We start from the raw sequence: 17,389 nt of genomic DNA on the forward strand, positions 1-17,389 counted from the left end.
CGTTAAAATCACCGGCATCAGCGCTTAAGATTAGGAGAGCGGAACAATGGCACACAAAAAGGCTGGCGGCTCCACACTCTCAAACGCGCTATCAAGACCGTGGCCAAAGGGAGAATTACTGATTGCCAGTGCGCTGGGTATTCATCCGTCGCTCATCTGGCCCAGTCGTTACTTCGATGCGAAGACACTAAAAATAATCGAGCGTCGTTGCCGACCTGCGACTGACACGCGCACGTAGAATCAGAGTTTCAGAAAGCAAAAAAACCGCCGGATCGCTCTGGCGGTTTTTGACTCAATGGCTTAGTTATTGATGAACTGCTCGCCTAACTCAATATCTTTACGCAGGATATCTAACATTGAGTCCAGAGATTGCTGCTCAAAAGCACTGAGCTTTCCGATGCTGATAAGCTCGGATATGCCTTCTTTACCCAGGAGAACAGGCTGCGCAAAGAAACGGGCATGTTCGCCATTACCTTCTACATAAGCACATTCAACCACATTGCTTTCACCTTGTAAGGCACGTACCAGAGAAAGCCCGAAGCGTGCTGCGGCCTGTCCCATAGAAAGCGTGGCAGAACCGCCACCCGCTTTAGCCTCTACAACTTCTGTACCCGCGTTCTGAATACGCTTCGTCAGTGCTTCAGTTTCACTGTCACTGAAAGTGATGCCGGAAAGCTGAGATAATAATGGAAGGATAGTCACACCTGAGTGCCCGCCGATAACCGGTACCTCAATATCTTCAGGCTGCTTGCCCTTGAGCTCAGCAACAAAAGTATTGGAACGGATGGTATCCAGCGTTGTAACACCAAACAGTTTGTTTTTGTCGTACACACCTGCATTTTTCAGCACTTCTGCCGCAATCGCTACTGTTGTATTGACTGGGTTAGTGATGATACCGATGCAGGCTTTCGGGCAGGTGCTGGCGACTTGCTGAATAAGATTACGAACAATCCCCGCATTCACGTTGAACAGATCAGAACGGTCCATGCCAGGCTTACGGGCGACCCCAGCAGAAATCAGAACGATGTCCGCACCCACTAAAGCGGGTTTCGCATCTTCACCGCAAAAACCTTTAATTTTGACTGCTGTGGGGATATGACTGAGATCGACAGCGACACCCGGAGTGACCGGAGCGATATCATATAATGAGAGTTCGGAACCGGAAGGTAGCTGGGTCTTGAGCAGAAGCGCGAGGGCTTGACCGATACCGCCCGCAGCACCGAGAACTGCAACTTTCATCCTATACTCCTTTTTTATCATTAACTTATAAGTGTCGTGGAATTATTTTAGTGTGACATTAATCACTTACGCTGTTAAAAACAATTGCTCACCTGCAGAGAAACTGAGGTTGGTCGTTTAGAAAGTAAAAAAATACGTTCACGACGACATTTTCCGGTCTTTTATGACTTTTTATCGGAAAGCTACTCATTAAAAGTAGCACCACAAAACGCACCAGGTTAATAAATGGTTAAATTCGCTCCAAGGTTGAGAGCTGAATCGAGATCATCAGATAAAGAGCGGAATAAAGGTTTCATTTCCCGGTAATGCACAATTTCGGCATATTCATTACCTCTCTGTTTCCCCCATAACGCCAGCAATCCTTACCGGATGCATAATTCGGGATCTGCGTCTCTTTGCGCTGTTGCATAAAAATTCAAATATCTGCATAATAATCACAACTATGATACAGAGACCAGGGTGCAAAATGCGTAATCCTGCTAAACAGGAAGATTTGATCAAAGCCTTCAAGGCGTTGTTGAAGGAAGAGAAATTCAGTTCTCAGGGCGAAATTGTGGTCGCACTGCAGGAGGACGGTTTCGAAAATATCAATCAGTCAAAAGTCTCACGGATGCTGACCAAGTTTGGTGCCGTCAGAACCCGCAACGCGAAGATGGAAATGGTGTACTGCCTGCCCGCAGAGATTGGCGTACCCACCACCACCAGCCCGCTGAAGAATTTGGTACTCGATATTGATCATAACGACGCGGTTGTGGTTATCCGCACCAGTCCGGGCGCTGCACAGCTGATTGCCCGCCTGCTCGACTCCCTGGGTAAATCCGAAGGGATCCTCGGCACGATTGCCGGTGATGACACCATCTTCACGACACCGGCACGCGGCTTTAGCGTTAAGCAACTCCATGACGCGATACTCAGCCTGTTCGAGCAGGAACTGTAATCTGCCTCATTTTGAACCCACCACAGCACCTTTTCTATGCCTGAGGTCTGAAGAACACTCTTTCTGACCTCATCCTTATTTTATCTTTCCAAATCATCCTGGCATTTTCGTAAAAACCCGGCCTTCTCCTGCTCACGTTTGCCTCGCTTATCGCAGTATTCACTGTTAACACCCTTAACAAGCTTCACAAACACGTCACAGAAACATTTCAACGATGTGATTCACTGCAAAATTAAGCACAAATAGTCAAATTCACTCAATACATTGATTTTACGAAAAATTAACATAAAAAGTTTACTTTTTATTCGTTTTTTATTCTTTTTAGTTATTAAAAATACACATAGGACGCACATAGAAACCTAAATAACTATTAGCTGGCTATTAATATTTATGGTTATTAGATGTATACTCATTTCCGTGGTGTGAAGCACCGGATAATGAAAACATAAAAAATCGACGAGGTTAAAATCATGAAAGTTAAAACTACAATCGCAACGTTAAGCATTCTGTCTGCTCTGTCATTTGGCGTTTTTGCAGCACAACCTGTAACGCAGGAGCAAGCTTCAAATCTGCATTCAACCGGTATGATCAGCGTGAGCGGCGTCGCCGGCGCACCTTCTGATATCCGTCAGGCACTGTCTGATAAAGCTGATGCCAAAGGCGCTAAAGCATTCCGCGTTATCGAAGTTCGCGAAGAAGGTAACTACCACGCTACCGCTGAAATTTACCAATAAGTTCAGGTAGACGAAGCGAAGGGGCCTGAATGACTCGGGCCCGCGCAATGCGCATTAAGACGGATTTGTCACTGCATCATCAGCGTTCCCGTAGGCTTTATGCACTCCCGAACCCGATATCACAGTTCTGATGAATCCAGACCTCAATCGACGTTGCTCTCGAAATAATCTAACAACGTCAGTGAATTCAGGAAATTATCATGAAAATTATTACTACTATTGCCGCCCTTAGCCTGATATCAGCTGTTTCTTTCGGTGCATCAGCCGCTCAGCTGGTCACTCATCAGCAGGCAGAAAATCTACAGCCTATGGGCACAATCAGCGTTAGCGGCGTCGTGGGTGTTCCGACTGATATCCACCAGCAACTGTCTGATAAAGCCGACAGTAAAGGTGCTAAATCTTTCCGCGTGATAGAAGCCCATAACAACGGCGCTTATCATGCCACAGCAGAAATCTACCAGTAAGATTTCTGAGTAAGTCCCTGATACAAAGCCACTGTTTGAGTATTTTTTGAATTAGCGTTACCGGGTTTCAACAGCCACCATTTGAAGAAATACAGCGAAAAAATACTGCGCTGTTGAGGCTGGAAGGAGAGCTGACACTGCCACTGCCGGGCTCTCCGGCTAACGATACCCTCGTCGTCCTGTCCGACGACACCCTTTGGCCCTCAATTTTTTGAGGGCTTTTTTTTGGTTCAAATAGTCCTCCGGGCGCGTAACAGGCAAAAAAAAGCACAGCCGGAGCTGCGCCTGTTTCTATCAACTGACGGTTTTACAGCTGTTGCACCGCCTGGGCTTTGGTTGCCAGTGCCGTCAGCAGTTTGCCGTGAATGCCACCAAAACCCCCGTTGCTCATCACCAGAATATGATCGCCAGGCTGAGAAGCCTTCATCACCATATCCACCAGCGAATCCACATCTGCGCTCCAGTGTGCTGGCTGAATGCAATGTTCAGCCACTTCAGCCACCTGCCACGGAATATGCTGCGGCTGTAACAGGAAGACTTCATCAGCACGACCCAGTGACGGCGCCAGTTCATTCTTACTCATCCCCATTTTCATGGTGTTTGAGCGAGGTTCGAGCACCGCAAGAATGCGCGCAGTCCCGCCAACTTTGCTACGTAAGGCAGAAAGCGTGGCCAGAATAGCGGTCGGATGGTGAGCGAAATCGTCATATACACTGACACCATTTTCAACACCGCGAAGCTCCAGGCGGCGACGGGCATTGATAAATTCACCCAACGCTTTGCAGGCATCTTCCGGTTTAACGCCAACATGGCGGGCAGCGGCAATGGCCATCAAACCGTTATGCATGTTGTGTTCGCCAACCAGGTTCCAGTTAACCTGACCGACCACTTCACCGTGCAGATACACCTCGAAAGCACTGGCGTCTGGCGTCAGTTTTTTCGCATCCCATGCACAATTTTCAGTTTCACCGGCAAACTCCTGCTCACTCCAGCAGCCCATCGCCATCACTTGTTTCAATGGTGTGTCGTTTTCAGGCAGAATAATTTTGCCTTTGCCCGGCACCAGACGCACAAGATGGTGGAACTGTTTCTGAATGGCCTTGAGGTCGTCGAAGATATCAGCGTGGTCGAACTCGAGATTATTGAGTACCAAAGTACGCGGGCTGTAATGAACGAATTTAGATCGTTTATCAAAGAACGCGCAGTCGTATTCGTCTGCTTCCAGCACCATAAAAGGGCTGTTACCCAGACGCGCAGACACGTCGAAGTTCCCCGGCACGCCGCCAATAACATAGCCCGGCTCATAGCCACAGGCTTCGAGGATCCACGTCACCATTCCCGCCGTCGTCGTTTTGCCGTGTGTACCCGCTACAGCAATAACCCAGCGTCCGGGAAGAACGTGATCATGCAGCCATTGTGGCCCTGAAACATAAGGGATCCCCTGTTCCAGCACGGCCTCGACGCACGGGTTACCACGCGTCATAGCGTTACCGATAATGACCAGATCAGGATGCGAGTCGAGCTGTGCAGGATCGTAGCCCTGGATCAGGTCGATCCCCTGATTTTCCAGAAGCGTACTCATCGGTGGATAAACGTTGTTGTCCGAACCGGTGACCTGATGCCCCTGAGCACGTGCCAGCATCGCCAGCCCGCCCATGAACGTGCCGCAAATCCCAAGAATATGAATGCGCATATATTTTCCATTGATGCCTTTAAGTCAGCCGCTATTCTACCGCTCAGATTCCTCCAGAGAAATGGATTTGCCTATGATTCGTCCATATATTTGGGCTAAACTGCTCTCGCTCTTGTGAAATTTTTATTAACGTACCGTTATCTATCCTCGATTCAGGGAAAGTGTCATGAAAACGTTAGGCGAATTTATTGTTGAAAAGCAGCACGATTTTCCACATGCAACAGGTGAACTGACAGCGTTGCTTTCAGCGATAAAACTCGGCGCCAAAATCATTCACCGCGACATCAATAAAGCGGGTCTGGTTGATATTCTGGGCACCAGCGGTGCAGAGAATGTGCAGGGTGAAGTGCAGATGAAACTCGATCTGTACGCAAATGAAAAACTAAAAGCTGCCATGAAGGCGCGCGGTGAAATTGCCGGTATCGCGTCAGAAGAAGAAGACGAGATTGTTATTTTCGAGGGCGAACGCGCTGAAAATGCAAAATACGTGATTTTGATGGATCCGCTGGATGGTTCCTCCAATATCGACGTTAACGTCTCCGTCGGTACCATCTTCTCCATTTACCGTCGTACTACCCCGTTGGGTCAGCCTGTTACTGAAGCTGATTTCCTGCAACCGGGGAATCGTCAGGTTGCCGCAGGTTACGTCGTGTATGGTTCTTCTACCATGCTGGTGTACACCACCGGTGCTGGCGTCCATGCCTTTACTTATGATCCTTCTCTCGGTGTATTCTGCCTCTCTCACGAAAAAGTCTGTTTCCCTAAAAAAGGCAACATGTACTCGATCAACGAAGGTAACTACATCAAGTTCCCTCTTGGCGTTAAACAATACATCAAGTATTGCCAGGAGCAGGATGAAGCTACGCAACGCCCTTATACTTCACGTTATATCGGCTCGCTGGTTGCAGACTTCCACCGTAACCTGCTGAAAGGCGGCATTTATATTTACCCAAGCACCGCCAACTATCCGAATGGAAAACTGCGTTTGCTGTATGAATGCAACCCGATAGCTTTCCTTGCGGAGCAGGCGGGTGGCAAAGCCAGTGACGGGAAAAATCGTATTCTGGATATCGTTCCGCATAAACTGCATGAACGTGCGCCGTTTTTTGTTGGTAACACCTCAATGGTGGAAGATGCAGAACGCTTTATCGCTCAATTCCCGGATGAATAATCATACTCGCCTCAAAAAAATCATCGAAGAATGAACGTGATACCTGTGTAACCTTGCATTGCGCCAGATACAAAAATTAAATGTACAAAGGTGGCTTCTCAGCCACCTTTTCTTTATTCAGCCCGATTCAGCCCGACAGTCAGAAATCAGAACTGACCGGCACGGTTGAGTTTAAAGACCGCCATACTTTCAGCCAGCAACTGCGCCTGCTCTTCCAGAGAACGCGTGGCCGCTGTCGCCTGTTCCACCAGCGCCGCATTCTGCTGTGCCACCTGATCCATCTGGGTAATCGCCACGTTCACCTGCTCGATGCCGTGAGTCTGTTCGGTGGTTGCAATCGAAATCTCTCGCATCAGGCTGGTCACACGCGTCACTTCGCTGGAGATTTCCAGCATCGTATCAGCGGCCGATTTCACCATCTCCGACCCTTCAGAAACCCGGCTCTCAGAATCAACAATCAACTCTTTGATTTCTTTGGCAGATTGCGCACTGCGTTGCGCCAGACTGCGCACTTCGCCGGCTACCACCGCAAAACCGCGCCCCTGCTCGCCCGCTCTCGCTGCTTCGACGGCGGCATTCAGCGCCAGAATATTGGTCTGGAATGCGATACCGTCGATAACGGTAATAATGTCGCCGATGCGTTTTGAGCTGTCAGTGATGCCCTGCATTTTATCCATAACCTTATGCACGACTTCGCTGCCCTTACCGGCAATCACTGACACGCTTTGCGCCAGCTGATTCGCCTGTTCGGAATTCGCGGCATTCATACGCACGGTCGATGTCAGCTGTTCCATGCTCGCGGCGGTTTCCTCGAGCGACGCGGCGGATTCTTCCGTGCGCTGCGCCAGATGTACGTTGCCAGCAGCCAGCTCACGGGAACCGACATCAATCTGGTTTCCGGCATCGCGCACGCGTCCGACAGACTCAACCAGTGAATCCTGCATCTGTTTCATCGCTTTCAGCAAACGCCCCATCTCATTATTGCGGGAATCATCAATATCATGAGTCAGGTCGCCTTTAGCGATGTATTCCAGCTGAGCGATAGAGAAATTCAGCGGATGCATGATAATTTTCTGCAGGGCAAACCAGGCCAGTACCGCGATAATCAGCGCAATGATGAAAGCCACAACAATCACTGTCAGCTGGATACGCGCGTTGGCGCGGGCCTGTTCGATGCGCTTGCTGGTGTTATCGACCGCATAAGCACGAAAATCTGCCAGCGCTTTGTCATAAGCATTGCTGTAAGGGGTGATTTTGTTTTCCAGCACATCATAATAACCGTCTGCACTTTGCGCCTGAATCGCCGCCAGCAGCGGTACTAAACCGTTAGCTTTGTACGCGTCGTAGGTTTTCTTCACAGCGTCAGATAATTCTCTGCCCTGCTGAGTTTCATCCTGAATACTGACAAATTTCGCCAGATCGGTATCAGCCTGTTTGATATAACCGGCAATGCGGTCGGCAGTCGTTTTAGCATCATCCATCATGCCAATTTCCAGCTGGCGCACGGCCACACCGCTGGCGACACGTGTACGCAGCGAGAAGCTGTAGCTGTCGGCCAGCGAACCAAGTTCATCGCCCTGAAGCTGATTAATCTTTTGCAGGGAAGTGGCACCTTGCCTGATAGCGTTGGTACCCAGCACGCTAACCAGCAGTAAAATCAACGTCATAAATACCAGCAAACCGATCAGACCGGCTTTTACGCTCAACTTATTCAACATACGATGTTATCCAGCTATTCAGGTGAAAAGAGATACTTCCGGTGAGGTAGGGATCAGGTGATTCCTGATTTTTTGTTTGAATATTGTTATCGGCAACGGACTCGATATCTTGATAAGAAAAGTAAAAACAGGCAGTTACACGGTAAAGCACCGGATGAGTAAATTTTACTGCCACCGGAGAAGATTTTGCGGCACCTTCGCAGCAGGTCGTGCCGGAAAATGCGCTGAGAGGTTCTGACGAAAAGGGCGGGAATTCGCGGGAGAGTTGGCTATAATGTGCGGCACTCTATTCCTGGTTCAACGAAGGAAACCAACCATGAGCTTACTGAATGTCCCGGCGGGCAAAGAACTGCCAGAAGATATCTATGTCGTTATCGAAATCCCTGCAAATGCAGACCCAATCAAGTACGAAGTGGATAAAGATACCGGCGCGCTGTTTGTAGATCGTTTCATGTCTACAGCGATGTTCTATCCGTGCAACTACGGTTACATCAACCACACTCTGTCTCTGGATGGCGACCCGGTTGACGTTCTGGTTCCAACTCCATACCCGCTGCAACCAGGTTCTGTGATCCGCTGCCGCCCTGTCGGCATGCTGAAAATGACCGACGAAGCCGGTGAAGATGCGAAACTGGTTGCTGTTCCGCACACCAAACTGAGCAAAGAATACGATCACATCAAAGATGTGAACGACCTGCCAGAACTGCTGCGCGGCCAGATCACCCACTTCTTCGAGCAATACAAAGCGCTGGAAAAAGGCAAATGGGTAAAAGTTGACGGTTGGGCTGACGCTGCTGCAGCAAAAGCTGAAATCGTGACGTCTTTCGAACGTGCTAAAAACAAATAAGCCTTCAGCTGTTTGAATAACTGCCTTTTGAATAAAAAAACACCGCCAGATGGCGGTGTTTTTTTATGTATTAAGCGTTGTCAGACAACGATTATTTTTAGACGACCTTGCTCAGATTACTCACTGACCGCTTCGTTACGCTTCACCCAGTCTCCACCTTCTATTCTCGGCACACCGTCCAGTGAGCGAATATAGAGGTAAATCCAGGCGCTGCCATAAGGTGTCGAAATCAGCTCACGACGGTAATCCTTGGTGTTACTTTTCAGCTCATCCAACTCAGCCATGATTGACGAGTTAATGCGGTAAACTTCGCAATAGACTTTGCCTTCCCCTGGAATAACAGCAGGATAGTGGCCCAGATTATACAGGGCATACCCTTCCAGCTCATGGTCACCCAACCATTGAGCATTCGTCATCCAATGACTGTTGCCTTGCTTGCGTCGCAGACTACCGTAAACAATTATTCGCATGTTTATATTCGTATAGTAAAAGTCACATGAATTAAAACTCAAACTGATAGAGCAAATCCAATGCCTGATCGATGCCCGATACGGCTTGCAGGTAAAGCTTCGGCATCAACCGGTAGCGCAGAGTCAGAGTCGCCAGCGAGTCGAATATCCCGACACCATATTTGACCTGTAATCCCGGTAAAACATAACCACTGACCACGACCTGAGAACTGTCTCCCACGCCCTGAGTATCCAGCGCCAGATTGCTGACACCGAATGCCTCGCCGATTTTACCCACAAGTTTACCACTTTGCGCAACCCCTAACCCGATAAGAGCGGAGGTCATAGCGCCACTGTCGCCACCAGAATTGTCTAATCCCTGCCCGCGAAGCAGGTAGGACAAGGCTTCCTGCTGCGACATTGCCGGATCCGAGAATATTTCAAGTTTCGGCGCATCGGCCTCACCGGTCACTCTCAAACCTGCTATCACGTCATTTTCTGTCGCTTCCGGGTTACGGATGGCTTCCAGATTCAGCAACGGCTGGTCGGCTGGTCCTGAGAACAGTAACTGGCCTTTGCGCACTATCAGATCCTGACCGTAAGCATGGAAACGCCCGGACGGAATATTAATCTGCCCGTTTAGTCCCAACCCGCGGCTGTCCTGCGCCACTTTCAGCGCACCTTCGAGACGCGCTTTCAGACCGAATGCATCAAGGCGGACATCTTTACCGATATTCACCATCAGATTGCTGTTGATAGGAATTGACGTTGAAGCCGGTGCAATCGGCTGACGCTGATCGTTGAGCATCACTTCATCCGAAGAAACCCCGACTGCGCTTTCCGGCAATTCCTGCACCGTGATGCGCGCCCACGGTATATCAACGGTTCCGTTAAGCGAGAACAGCTGCGGTGTGGCATCAAACACTAAATCCGGTGAAACGTCCAGACGCACCATCGGCGGCACAGATACCCGCACTTTGTTACCCCGGGCCGCAATACGCGCCCGCCAGGCGTTAAGTTCACTCCAGTCGGCGTTACCGTTCAGTTCCAGCTGACCTTGCGCGGTTTTAATCACCCCTTCCATGATGGATGACATGCCATTGAAATTAATGGCGAGATTGGCATCAGTGATATCAAACGGCATAAATTGCGCGTCGAAATCCACACCGGTCAGCGCCAGCTTACCGAACACCAGCGGTTTCTGCGCATTACCGCCGAGACGCAGATTGGCATTGAGAATACCCGACGCTTTTTCGCCGTCCATCAGCGCCGGTTGCAGCAACGCCATCGAGATACGGGCGATATTTACGTTACCGCTGAGATTACGTTTACCCTCTGGATCGGCAATCTGGATGCTGCCATCAAGCTGACCGTTATTGGTTATCCTGATTAACCAGTCGAGATTTGCACGACCATTGTTCAGCCCGGCATTCAAATTCAGCGTATCGAAAGCGACCGGCAGCGGACTGCCCTGCACCAGTTGCTGAACTTTAACGCCTTTGCCGACCAGTGAAACGCTGGCCTGCGGCAGACCACCTTCGGCTTTCCAGCTCACATCTGCTTTCCCGCTGAACACACCGCTCAGTTGCGTATCATCAGTCAGGAAAGGTTTGATCATCGCCAGGTCAAAGCGGTTGAGCACCACACTCGCCTGCCCGCTGGCACCGGCATCAATGGTTTTCGGCACACACAAATCCGCATTCGGGTTTTGCCAGCAATGCGGACCGACGGTGATACGTTGCTCTTTATTGAAGTATTCCAGCGCAATGGAACGGTTAAGACGCCACTGCCCGACCGGCGTATCAAACAAGGTATTGGTGACACTGCCCTTCCACTCTTCGGTCGCGCGGTCAAAACTGCCGCTCAGCGCCAGACGGCCGGACACCGGTTTGCCATCCACCTTCAGCGTCAGCTCATGGTGCTTCTCGTTACCTTTCGCATCGAGATTAATATCGGTGATATCCAGCGCATCCTGCTTAAGCTGCTGGACGCGCACGGCAAGATTGCCCTGGATCTGATCCGTCGAACTGACATCGCCTTTGATATCCACACGACGCACCGTCAGTGCCTGCCATTTCAGGCCGGTGGCGGTAAGATCCGCCAGCAGCTTCGGAGCCTTGAGCTCGCCGCGCAGTTGCAGCATCCCTTTCACTACGCCGCCCAGCCCCGGCAATGCGCCGTCCAGATGTGGCGCATCTACTTTGGCGTCGAGGTTCCAGGTATCGGCAAGCGTGCCTTTCACATCCAGATTATTACGGCCAAGTTCTAGGTGCAGTTGCGGAATATCCCACTGACCGTAGCTGTTTCCGCGTACGTTACCCTGCGCCCTGACGGCGTTTTGCTTCACGTTGCCGGTCAGATCCAGGACTGGCACCTGCATCTGCCATGTGCCACCGTACAGGCTGCCGCGCGTGGTGATCTTGCCCTGCAATTTTGCCGGCCAGTCGGGATACTGTTTTGCGGTATTAATACCGGTCAGTTTCAGTTCGCTGTTCCAGCTGATGGCTTTACTCCAGTCCACCACGCCGGTCAGATCAGTATTCCCTTCGAGCGCCGCCAGACGCAGCAGCGTCAGTTTAAACTGCTCCACGTTGCCTTTACCGTCGAGCGTCAATGTAGCCGGTGGGATCTGATCGCCTTTGAAATCTGAGCGCATCGACAGCGCGTAATCGGTCGCTTGACCGCTGAAATTAAGTTTGAAGCCTTTCACCTGATATTGCGGCGTACCCGTCAGCGGCCATTGCAGCGCGTCGCTGGTGAGTTTCAGATCAAGCGGCAAACCCGCTTCTGCCAGTTGCGTTTCCAGCGCCAGTTGCGCACGCACCGGACCGGAAAGATTCAGACCAACATCCAGTTTGTCGCGCAATCCGCCACCGACTTTCAGTTTGATCTTCTCGCCCTTCAGCGGATCGATATTCACTGCGGTGTTAATCGTCAGATCCACCGGCCAGTTTTGATTGAGCGTCGCCTGTCCCGTGCCGTCAACTGAACCCTGAGCAGAGCGAACCATCAGTTTATCCAGCTTCACTACCTGATTTTGCGTGCTGGCTTTCAGCTCAAAACGGGTGATCAGCACATCGGTGTCACCGGTCAGACGCAGGTTCTCGCCGAGAATTTGCTGAATATCCAGATCGACCGGCAAACGGAAATCGGGTAAATCAGGCAACAGCGGTTTGGCAAACATCTCCTGCAATGTTTCGCCGAGCGGTTTTTCCGGCACTGCCACAGGCTCTTCTGCCGGTGCCTGTGCCGGCTTACCCGTCGCTTTCTCTACCGCTTTATCCTGCGCAGCGTGCACCACCTCCGGCAGCGGATTAACCGGCGTTTTCGGTAACGCGATCAGTAATCCGCCGATGCGCGTTGGCATCAGCTGAATAGCGCGGCCTTCCCAGTGTGCGCCCGTGCGGAATGACGCCAGCGAAATCGCGCGATCATCAAGCGTGATATTGATGTTATCCAGCGTCAGCAAACGCAGTGTGATCGGATACGGCGTGCTGAGATTAGTCAGCGGCTCGCTGGTTTCAGGTTCCGGTTGAACCGCAGCAGGCGTCATCTCTTTGGTGTTCACCACCACGTTGACGTCTTTTACCCGCAGCGCATTAACGCACAGCGCACTGTTTTTCAGGCACGAGAAATCGAGGGAAAGATGAAACTCTCCGGCTTTGACGTCCACGCCCGGCATTTCGTAATGCACGCCTTTGAGCGTCAGGTCGCGCCACCCACCTTCGGTACTGGCGATGTTCAGCCCCGGTACGAAGCGGTTTGCGCCGCTTATCATCAGATGCAGACCGGTTTGCGTCCCTACCAGGAAAGCCACCAGACTGATTAACAGCACCAGGAAGATCAGGAAACCCAGACAGATTTTCTTAAATAAACTCATAATTCCGGACCCAAGCCGATGTAAAACTGCATTCCATGCTCATCTTTGTCGCCGACAGGTGCGGCAACATCTAATTTCACCGGGCCGATAGGTGAAGCCCAGCGCACACCCACACCGGCGCCGGTTTTAAAATCACTCTTTGTAATGTCATTCACCGCTTCACCGGAATCGACAAACACCGCACCCCACCATTTTCCGGTCACGTTGTACTGATATTCCACAGAACCGGTGCCCAGATAGGACGCACCGGTCAGCTTGCCTTCGTCATCACGTGGAGAAATAGATTTGTATTTGTAGCCGCGAATACTGCGGTCACCCCCGGCAAAGAAACGCAGGGATGGCGGTACACGTTCAAAATCATTGGTTTCAATCCAGCCGAGATTGCCGCGGAACACAAAGCGGTGTTTATCTGCCAGCGTGCGGATCCAAACGTTTTGCGCCTGCACCACGGCGAAATCGACATCAGAACCCCAGGTGGTATTGGACACATCAAGAGAATAGCGCTGAGAATCGCCCCAGGTCGGCATCAGGCCGCCGCGCTGACGCGTACGGTTGAGGCTCACGCCCGGATAAATCAGCATGGTGGTGTTGGTCACGCTACCCTGCGTAAAGTGGTCGAGGCTCCAGCGCAGATTCACGGCATGCTGCCAGCCGCTTGAGAGATCCCAGTACCGTGAGGCAGTCAGCAGCGTCGAGTCAGATTTAGTGTCATTGAGATCTTCACGCTTGAAGCCCCCCTGCAGCAAATAATATTGCTCAAGCGGCGATTTCAGCAGCGGGATTTTATAGGTGAAATCCAGCGACTGCTCAGGCGCGGAAAGCGTGGTAGAGGTTTCAAAACTTTGCCCACGGTCATTTATCCACGGCTTTTTCCAATTGGCAGTAACACGCGGCCCAACGTCGGTCGAATACCCAACCCCGGTTTCAATCGTATTTTCAGTACGCGGCGACACCACGGCATTCAGAGGCAGCGTTTTTGTGGCTTTGGCATCAGTAAAATCTGGAGACACGACAACAGAGTTGAACCAGCCGGTCGCAGAAAGGCGGCGGTTAAGTTCGGCCAGTTGCGACGTGGTGTAGTAATCACCCTTATGGAATGGCACCAGATTTTGCAGATACTCGTCGCGGATCTGTGATCCCTGATAATGGACATCGCCGAAGCGGTAGCGCTCGCCGCTGTCGAACTGAATGTCCCAGAACGCTTTATGTTCATCTTCAATGACGCCCAGCTGGCTCTTGCGCATGTTGGCATCGAAATACCCTTTACGCAGCGCAATCCCGGTCAGTGAGCTTTTGAAATTGTCGTAAGTCCCATGGTTTAAAATCGTCCCCACAGCGGGCACATCACGCTTTTTCAGCTGTTCGAATTCATTATCTTTATCTGCCTGCCCTTCAATCACCACGCTGGTACCGGCGATTTTTACCGGGGTACCCGGTGTGACTTTGGCAATCAGAACCGGACGTCCCGGCGGGGGAGTCTCGCGATAATCAAAATCGATTGTCGGGGAATAATATCCCAGCGGCCTTAATCCCTGCTGGATAGCCGCACTGACACGCGCACGAAACCGGCCATTTGTGCCGACTTCATCGCTTTGAATAGAAGATAAACGAACGCGGACGTTCTTTTCCAAATCGCCATCCAGGCCTTCCAGCTGCAAACGCACCTTCGCTGCCATGGAAAGTGAGGGGGCCAGCATAACTAATAACAAACCCAGTTCACGATATCGTGGCACACGCACTCCTGCTAATTTTACTGTCCTGTTAAAATATCAGATGCCCGCCGGAGAATATCTGCTCGTCCTGGCAGATTCATCCTTACACATTTAGAAGAAAGCAGTTTAGTGCTAATCCCATGAAAATGTTCAACGACTAAGCAACGTTCCCCGTATTGTGTGCAAAGACGCAATCAGATACAACTAACACTAACCTGTGGTCGTGGTTATTCTTAAGACCCCTTTGTTACAAACCTTGTTTATTTAAGCAACAACTGGAGTTTTCCGTGGTGCAACTTACCGATAAAACGCAGTCTGTCAATCAGGCAGATGCGTTACCTGGCCGTACAACCCCTATGCCGGTGGCGACCATTCATGCAGTGAATGAACATTCAATGACGAATGTTCCTGACAACATGGAAGTCGCGATTTTTGCGATGGGCTGCTTCTGGGGCGTAGAGCGTTTGTTCTGGCAGCAGGAAGGGGTTTACAGCACAGCAGCCGGTTACAGCGGCGGTTTCACCCCTAATCCAACCTACCGTGAAGTCTGTACCGGCCAGACCGCGCATGCAGAAGTGGTGCGTGTGGTGTTTGACCCGGCGGTAATCAGCTATGCGAAGTTGTTGCAGATTTTTTGGGAAAACCACGACCCGGCCCAGGGCATGCGTCAGGGCGGGGATATCGGCACACAATACCGTTCAGGTTTATATGTGCTGAGCGCAGAGCAGCAAGATCAGGCGCTGGCCAGTCTGGCGAGTTTCCAGCAAGCGATGGACGAAGCGAACGATAAGCGCACCATCACCACTGAAATCACTGAAGCCCTGCCGTTCTATTATGCCGAAGACGAACATCAGCAATACCTGTTTAAAAACCCGGAAGGTTACTGCGGATTAGGTGGAATTGGCGTTTGTCTGCCACCTCAATAATGCGGGATTTTTAAGCGCTGGCGGCAGTCTCAGTGCTGCTGCTATACTATGCGGGTCACAAATGTGGCCCTTTAAAACTATTTCTGGCGATTATCTTTGTTTTTCATCCTTACGCTTTTTTCTTCTGAACAGCTTTTTACTCGTTCTAATAAAATGATGTTCATTTAAGCAACAAAAATAATGAGTGCCTTTTCCTGCCGGTTCAGCCCGGTGTTAAACGGATAGATTATGTTAAACAGTATTTTACTGATTCTTGTACTTATCGCGATCAGTGCCTTTTTCTCGCTGTCTGAGATATCGCTGGCCGCTTCCCGCAAAATAAAGCTTAAACAGTTGGCAGACGAAGGAAACGTCAATGCCTCCCGCGTAATGAAATTACAGGAAACGCCTGGCCTGTTCTTTACCGTGGTGCAGATTGGCCTGAATGCCGTCGCCATCCTCGGGGGTATCGTGGGTGATGCCGCATTCTCTCCTGCGTTCCAGACCTTCTTTATTCGCTTCATGTCGCCTGAACTGGCGGATCAAGTCAGCTTTATCTGTTCCTTCGTTCTGGTCACCAGCCTGTTCATCCTGTTTGCTGACCTCACACCGAAGCGCATCGGTATGATTTCACCTGAGTCGGTTGCCGTGCGTATAGTCAACCCGATGCGTTTCTGCCTGATGATTTGCCGCCCGATGGTGTGGTTCTTCAACGGCATGGCGAACATGATTTTCCGCCTGTTCAAACTGCCGATGGTACGTAATGACGACATTACCTCCGACGATATTTATGCCGTGTTTGAAGCCGGCGCGCTGGCGGGTGTACTGCGTAAGCAGGAACATGAACTGATTGAAAATGTCTTCGAACTCGAATCGCGTACCGTTCCCTCTTCCATGACCTCACGTGAAAGCGTGATTTATTTTGATCTGCGGGAAAGCGAAGAAAGCATTAAAGAGAAAATTGCCACCCATCCGCATTCCAAATTCCTGGTCTGCGACGGTCATATTGATCAAGTCGTCGGCTATGTCGATTCGAAAGATTTGCTGAACCGCGTGCTGGGCAATCAGAGTTTAATGCTGAGCAGCGGTGTGCAAATCCGCAATGCGCTGATCGTACCCGATACGCTGACGCTTTCTGAAGCGCTGGAAAGCTTCAAAGCCGCGGGCGAAGACTTTGCCGTTATCCTCAACGAATATGCGCTGGTAGTCGGTATTATCACGCTCAATGACGTGATGACGACGCTGATGGGCGATCTGGTCGGTCAGGGTATGGAAGAGCAGATTGTCGCCCGTGATGAGAATTCATGGCTGATTGAAGGCGGTACGCCAATCGAAGACGTGATGCGCGTGCTGCATATTGAAGCATTCCCGCAGGCCGGTAACTATGAAACCATCGGCGGCTTCATGATGTTTATGCTGCGTAAAATCCCGAAACGTACCGACTTCGTGAAATTCTCCGGCTACAAATTTGAAGTGGTGGATATCGACAGCTACAAGATTGATCAACTGCTGGTCACGCGTATTGTCGATCAGCCTGTTACTCCCCTGCTGCCTAAAACGCCGCAGGAAATAAAAGATGAGCAAAAAGCCAAGGCGTAATACCGTAATATCCAAACGCCAGAAACACTAACGGCCCCATC

The 17,389-nt window shown here is 50.7% G+C and carries 13 protein-coding genes and 1 pseudogene; 8 read left to right on the plus strand and 6 right to left on the minus strand.

What is annotated here, in order from left to right; genetic code table 11:
* Window positions 1-70: 70 nt before the first annotated feature.
* Window positions 71-238 (plus strand): annotated as a pseudogene (locus tag D6C13_RS18485) (helix-turn-helix domain-containing protein); the annotation flags it as partial.
* Between the two features lie 62 nt (window positions 239-300).
* Here the strand turns inward: D6C13_RS18485 and mdh are convergent.
* A complete protein-coding gene (mdh, locus tag D6C13_RS18490) occupies window positions 301-1,239 on the minus strand; it encodes a malate dehydrogenase (RefSeq protein ID WP_120134162.1) in 939 nt (312 codons plus the stop codon).
* Window positions 1,240-1,705: 466 nt separating this feature from the next.
* On the opposite strand from mdh, the gene argR reads away from it, so the two are divergent.
* The 3 genes from argR to yhcN (D6C13_RS18505) all read left to right on the plus strand — a co-directional run bounded on the left by argR (window position 1,706) and on the right by yhcN (D6C13_RS18505) (window position 3,374).
* Window positions 1,706-2,176, plus strand: a complete 471-nt coding sequence (argR, locus tag D6C13_RS18495) for a transcriptional regulator ArgR (RefSeq protein ID WP_120134163.1) — start codon at window positions 1,706-1,708, stop codon at window positions 2,174-2,176.
* 470 nt (window positions 2,177-2,646) lie between these two features.
* The gene (gene yhcN, locus D6C13_RS18500; RefSeq protein WP_120134164.1) at window positions 2,647-2,910 is read left to right on the plus strand and encodes a peroxide/acid stress response protein YhcN; all 264 of its coding nucleotides are present in this window, start codon (window positions 2,647-2,649) and stop codon (window positions 2,908-2,910) included.
* Window positions 2,911-3,110: 200 nt separating this feature from the next.
* Window positions 3,111-3,374 carry a peroxide/acid stress response protein YhcN gene (gene yhcN / locus D6C13_RS18505; protein ID WP_120134165.1) on the plus strand — a complete coding sequence of 88 codons (264 nt, stop codon included), beginning with the start codon at window positions 3,111-3,113 and terminating at the stop codon, window positions 3,372-3,374.
* Between the two features lie 307 nt (window positions 3,375-3,681).
* On the opposite strand, the gene mpl is transcribed toward yhcN (D6C13_RS18505), so the two are convergent.
* Window positions 3,682-5,067, minus strand: a complete 1,386-nt coding sequence (mpl, locus tag D6C13_RS18510; RefSeq protein WP_120134166.1) for a UDP-N-acetylmuramate:L-alanyl-gamma-D-glutamyl-meso-diaminopimelate ligase — start codon at window positions 5,065-5,067, stop codon at window positions 3,682-3,684.
* A gap of 166 nt (window positions 5,068-5,233) precedes the next feature.
* On the opposite strand from mpl, the gene fbp reads away from it, so the two are divergent.
* Window positions 5,234-6,238 (plus strand): class 1 fructose-bisphosphatase, encoded by a 1,005-nt coding sequence (gene fbp, locus D6C13_RS18515; RefSeq protein WP_120134167.1) that lies wholly within the window; start codon window positions 5,234-5,236, stop codon window positions 6,236-6,238.
* Between the two features lie 146 nt (window positions 6,239-6,384).
* Here the strand turns inward: fbp and D6C13_RS18520 are convergent, their stop codons facing one another.
* Entirely contained in the window at window positions 6,385-7,956 is a 1,572-nt protein-coding gene (locus D6C13_RS18520) for a methyl-accepting chemotaxis protein (protein WP_120134168.1), read from the minus strand.
* A 316-nt stretch (window positions 7,957-8,272) separates the two neighbouring features.
* On the opposite strand from D6C13_RS18520, the gene ppa reads away from it, so the two are divergent.
* Entirely contained in the window at window positions 8,273-8,803 is a 531-nt protein-coding gene (gene ppa, locus D6C13_RS18525; RefSeq protein ID WP_013573791.1) for an inorganic diphosphatase, read from the plus strand.
* A gap of 116 nt (window positions 8,804-8,919) precedes the next feature.
* Here ppa and D6C13_RS18530 read toward each other — a convergent pair whose 3' ends face one another.
* Genes D6C13_RS18530 through tamA form a run of 3 tightly spaced genes read right to left on the minus strand, consistent with a single transcriptional unit; the run spans window position 8,920 to window position 14,829 of the window.
* The gene (locus D6C13_RS18530) at window positions 8,920-9,273 is read right to left on the minus strand and encodes a gamma-glutamylcyclotransferase family protein (RefSeq protein ID WP_013573790.1); all 354 of its coding nucleotides are present in this window, start codon (window positions 9,271-9,273) and stop codon (window positions 8,920-8,922) included.
* A gap of 31 nt (window positions 9,274-9,304) precedes the next feature.
* Entirely contained in the window at window positions 9,305-13,132 is a 3,828-nt protein-coding gene (gene tamB / locus D6C13_RS18535) for an autotransporter assembly complex protein TamB (RefSeq protein WP_120134169.1), read from the minus strand.
* Window positions 13,129-14,829 (minus strand): autotransporter assembly complex protein TamA, encoded by a 1,701-nt coding sequence (gene tamA / locus D6C13_RS18540; protein WP_425272725.1) that lies wholly within the window; start codon window positions 14,827-14,829, stop codon window positions 13,129-13,131. Before tamA ends, tamB begins: the two co-directional genes overlap by 4 nt.
* Before the next feature lie 305 nt (window positions 14,830-15,134).
* On the opposite strand from tamA, the gene msrA reads away from it, so the two are divergent.
* The gene (gene msrA / locus D6C13_RS18545) at window positions 15,135-15,770 is read left to right on the plus strand and encodes a peptide-methionine (S)-S-oxide reductase MsrA (RefSeq protein WP_120134225.1); all 636 of its coding nucleotides are present in this window, start codon (window positions 15,135-15,137) and stop codon (window positions 15,768-15,770) included.
* A 228-nt stretch (window positions 15,771-15,998) separates the two neighbouring features.
* Window positions 15,999-17,348: a polyamine export protein PaeA gene (gene paeA, locus D6C13_RS18550; protein WP_120134171.1), complete on the plus strand. Its 1,350-nt coding sequence runs from the start codon at window positions 15,999-16,001 to the stop codon at window positions 17,346-17,348.
* Window positions 17,349-17,389: the final 41 nt, after the last annotated feature.

The sequence above is a fragment of the Rahnella woolbedingensis genome (assembly GCF_003602095.1).
Taxonomy (GTDB): Bacteria; Pseudomonadota; Gammaproteobacteria; order Enterobacterales; family Enterobacteriaceae; genus Rahnella; species Rahnella woolbedingensis.

Bases quoted from the DNA above. Each gene is read 5' to 3' on its own strand.
- tamA (WP_425272725.1), bottom strand. From the start codon at position 14,829: ATGCTGGCCCCCTCACTTTCCATGGCAGCGAAGGTGCGTTTGCAGCTG.
- tamB (WP_120134169.1), bottom strand. From the start codon at position 13,132: ATGAGTTTATTTAAGAAAATCTGTCTGGGTTTCCTGATCTTCCTGGTG.
- D6C13_RS18530 (WP_013573790.1), bottom strand. From the start codon at position 9,273: ATGCGAATAATTGTTTACGGTAGTCTGCGACGCAAGCAAGGCAACAGT.
- ppa (WP_013573791.1), top strand. From the start codon at position 8,273: ATGAGCTTACTGAATGTCCCGGCGGGCAAAGAACTGCCAGAAGATATC.
- mdh (WP_120134162.1), bottom strand. From the start codon at position 1,239: ATGAAAGTTGCAGTTCTCGGTGCTGCGGGCGGTATCGGTCAAGCCCTC.
- mpl (WP_120134166.1), bottom strand. From the start codon at position 5,067: ATGCGCATTCATATTCTTGGGATTTGCGGCACGTTCATGGGCGGGCTG.
- yhcN (WP_120134165.1), top strand. From the start codon at position 3,111: ATGAAAATTATTACTACTATTGCCGCCCTTAGCCTGATATCAGCTGTT.
- argR (WP_120134163.1), top strand. From the start codon at position 1,706: ATGCGTAATCCTGCTAAACAGGAAGATTTGATCAAAGCCTTCAAGGCG.
- fbp (WP_120134167.1), top strand. From the start codon at position 5,234: ATGAAAACGTTAGGCGAATTTATTGTTGAAAAGCAGCACGATTTTCCA.
- paeA (WP_120134171.1), top strand. From the start codon at position 15,999: ATGTTAAACAGTATTTTACTGATTCTTGTACTTATCGCGATCAGTGCC.
- yhcN (WP_120134164.1), top strand. From the start codon at position 2,647: ATGAAAGTTAAAACTACAATCGCAACGTTAAGCATTCTGTCTGCTCTG.
- D6C13_RS18520 (WP_120134168.1), bottom strand. From the start codon at position 7,956: ATGTTGAATAAGTTGAGCGTAAAAGCCGGTCTGATCGGTTTGCTGGTA.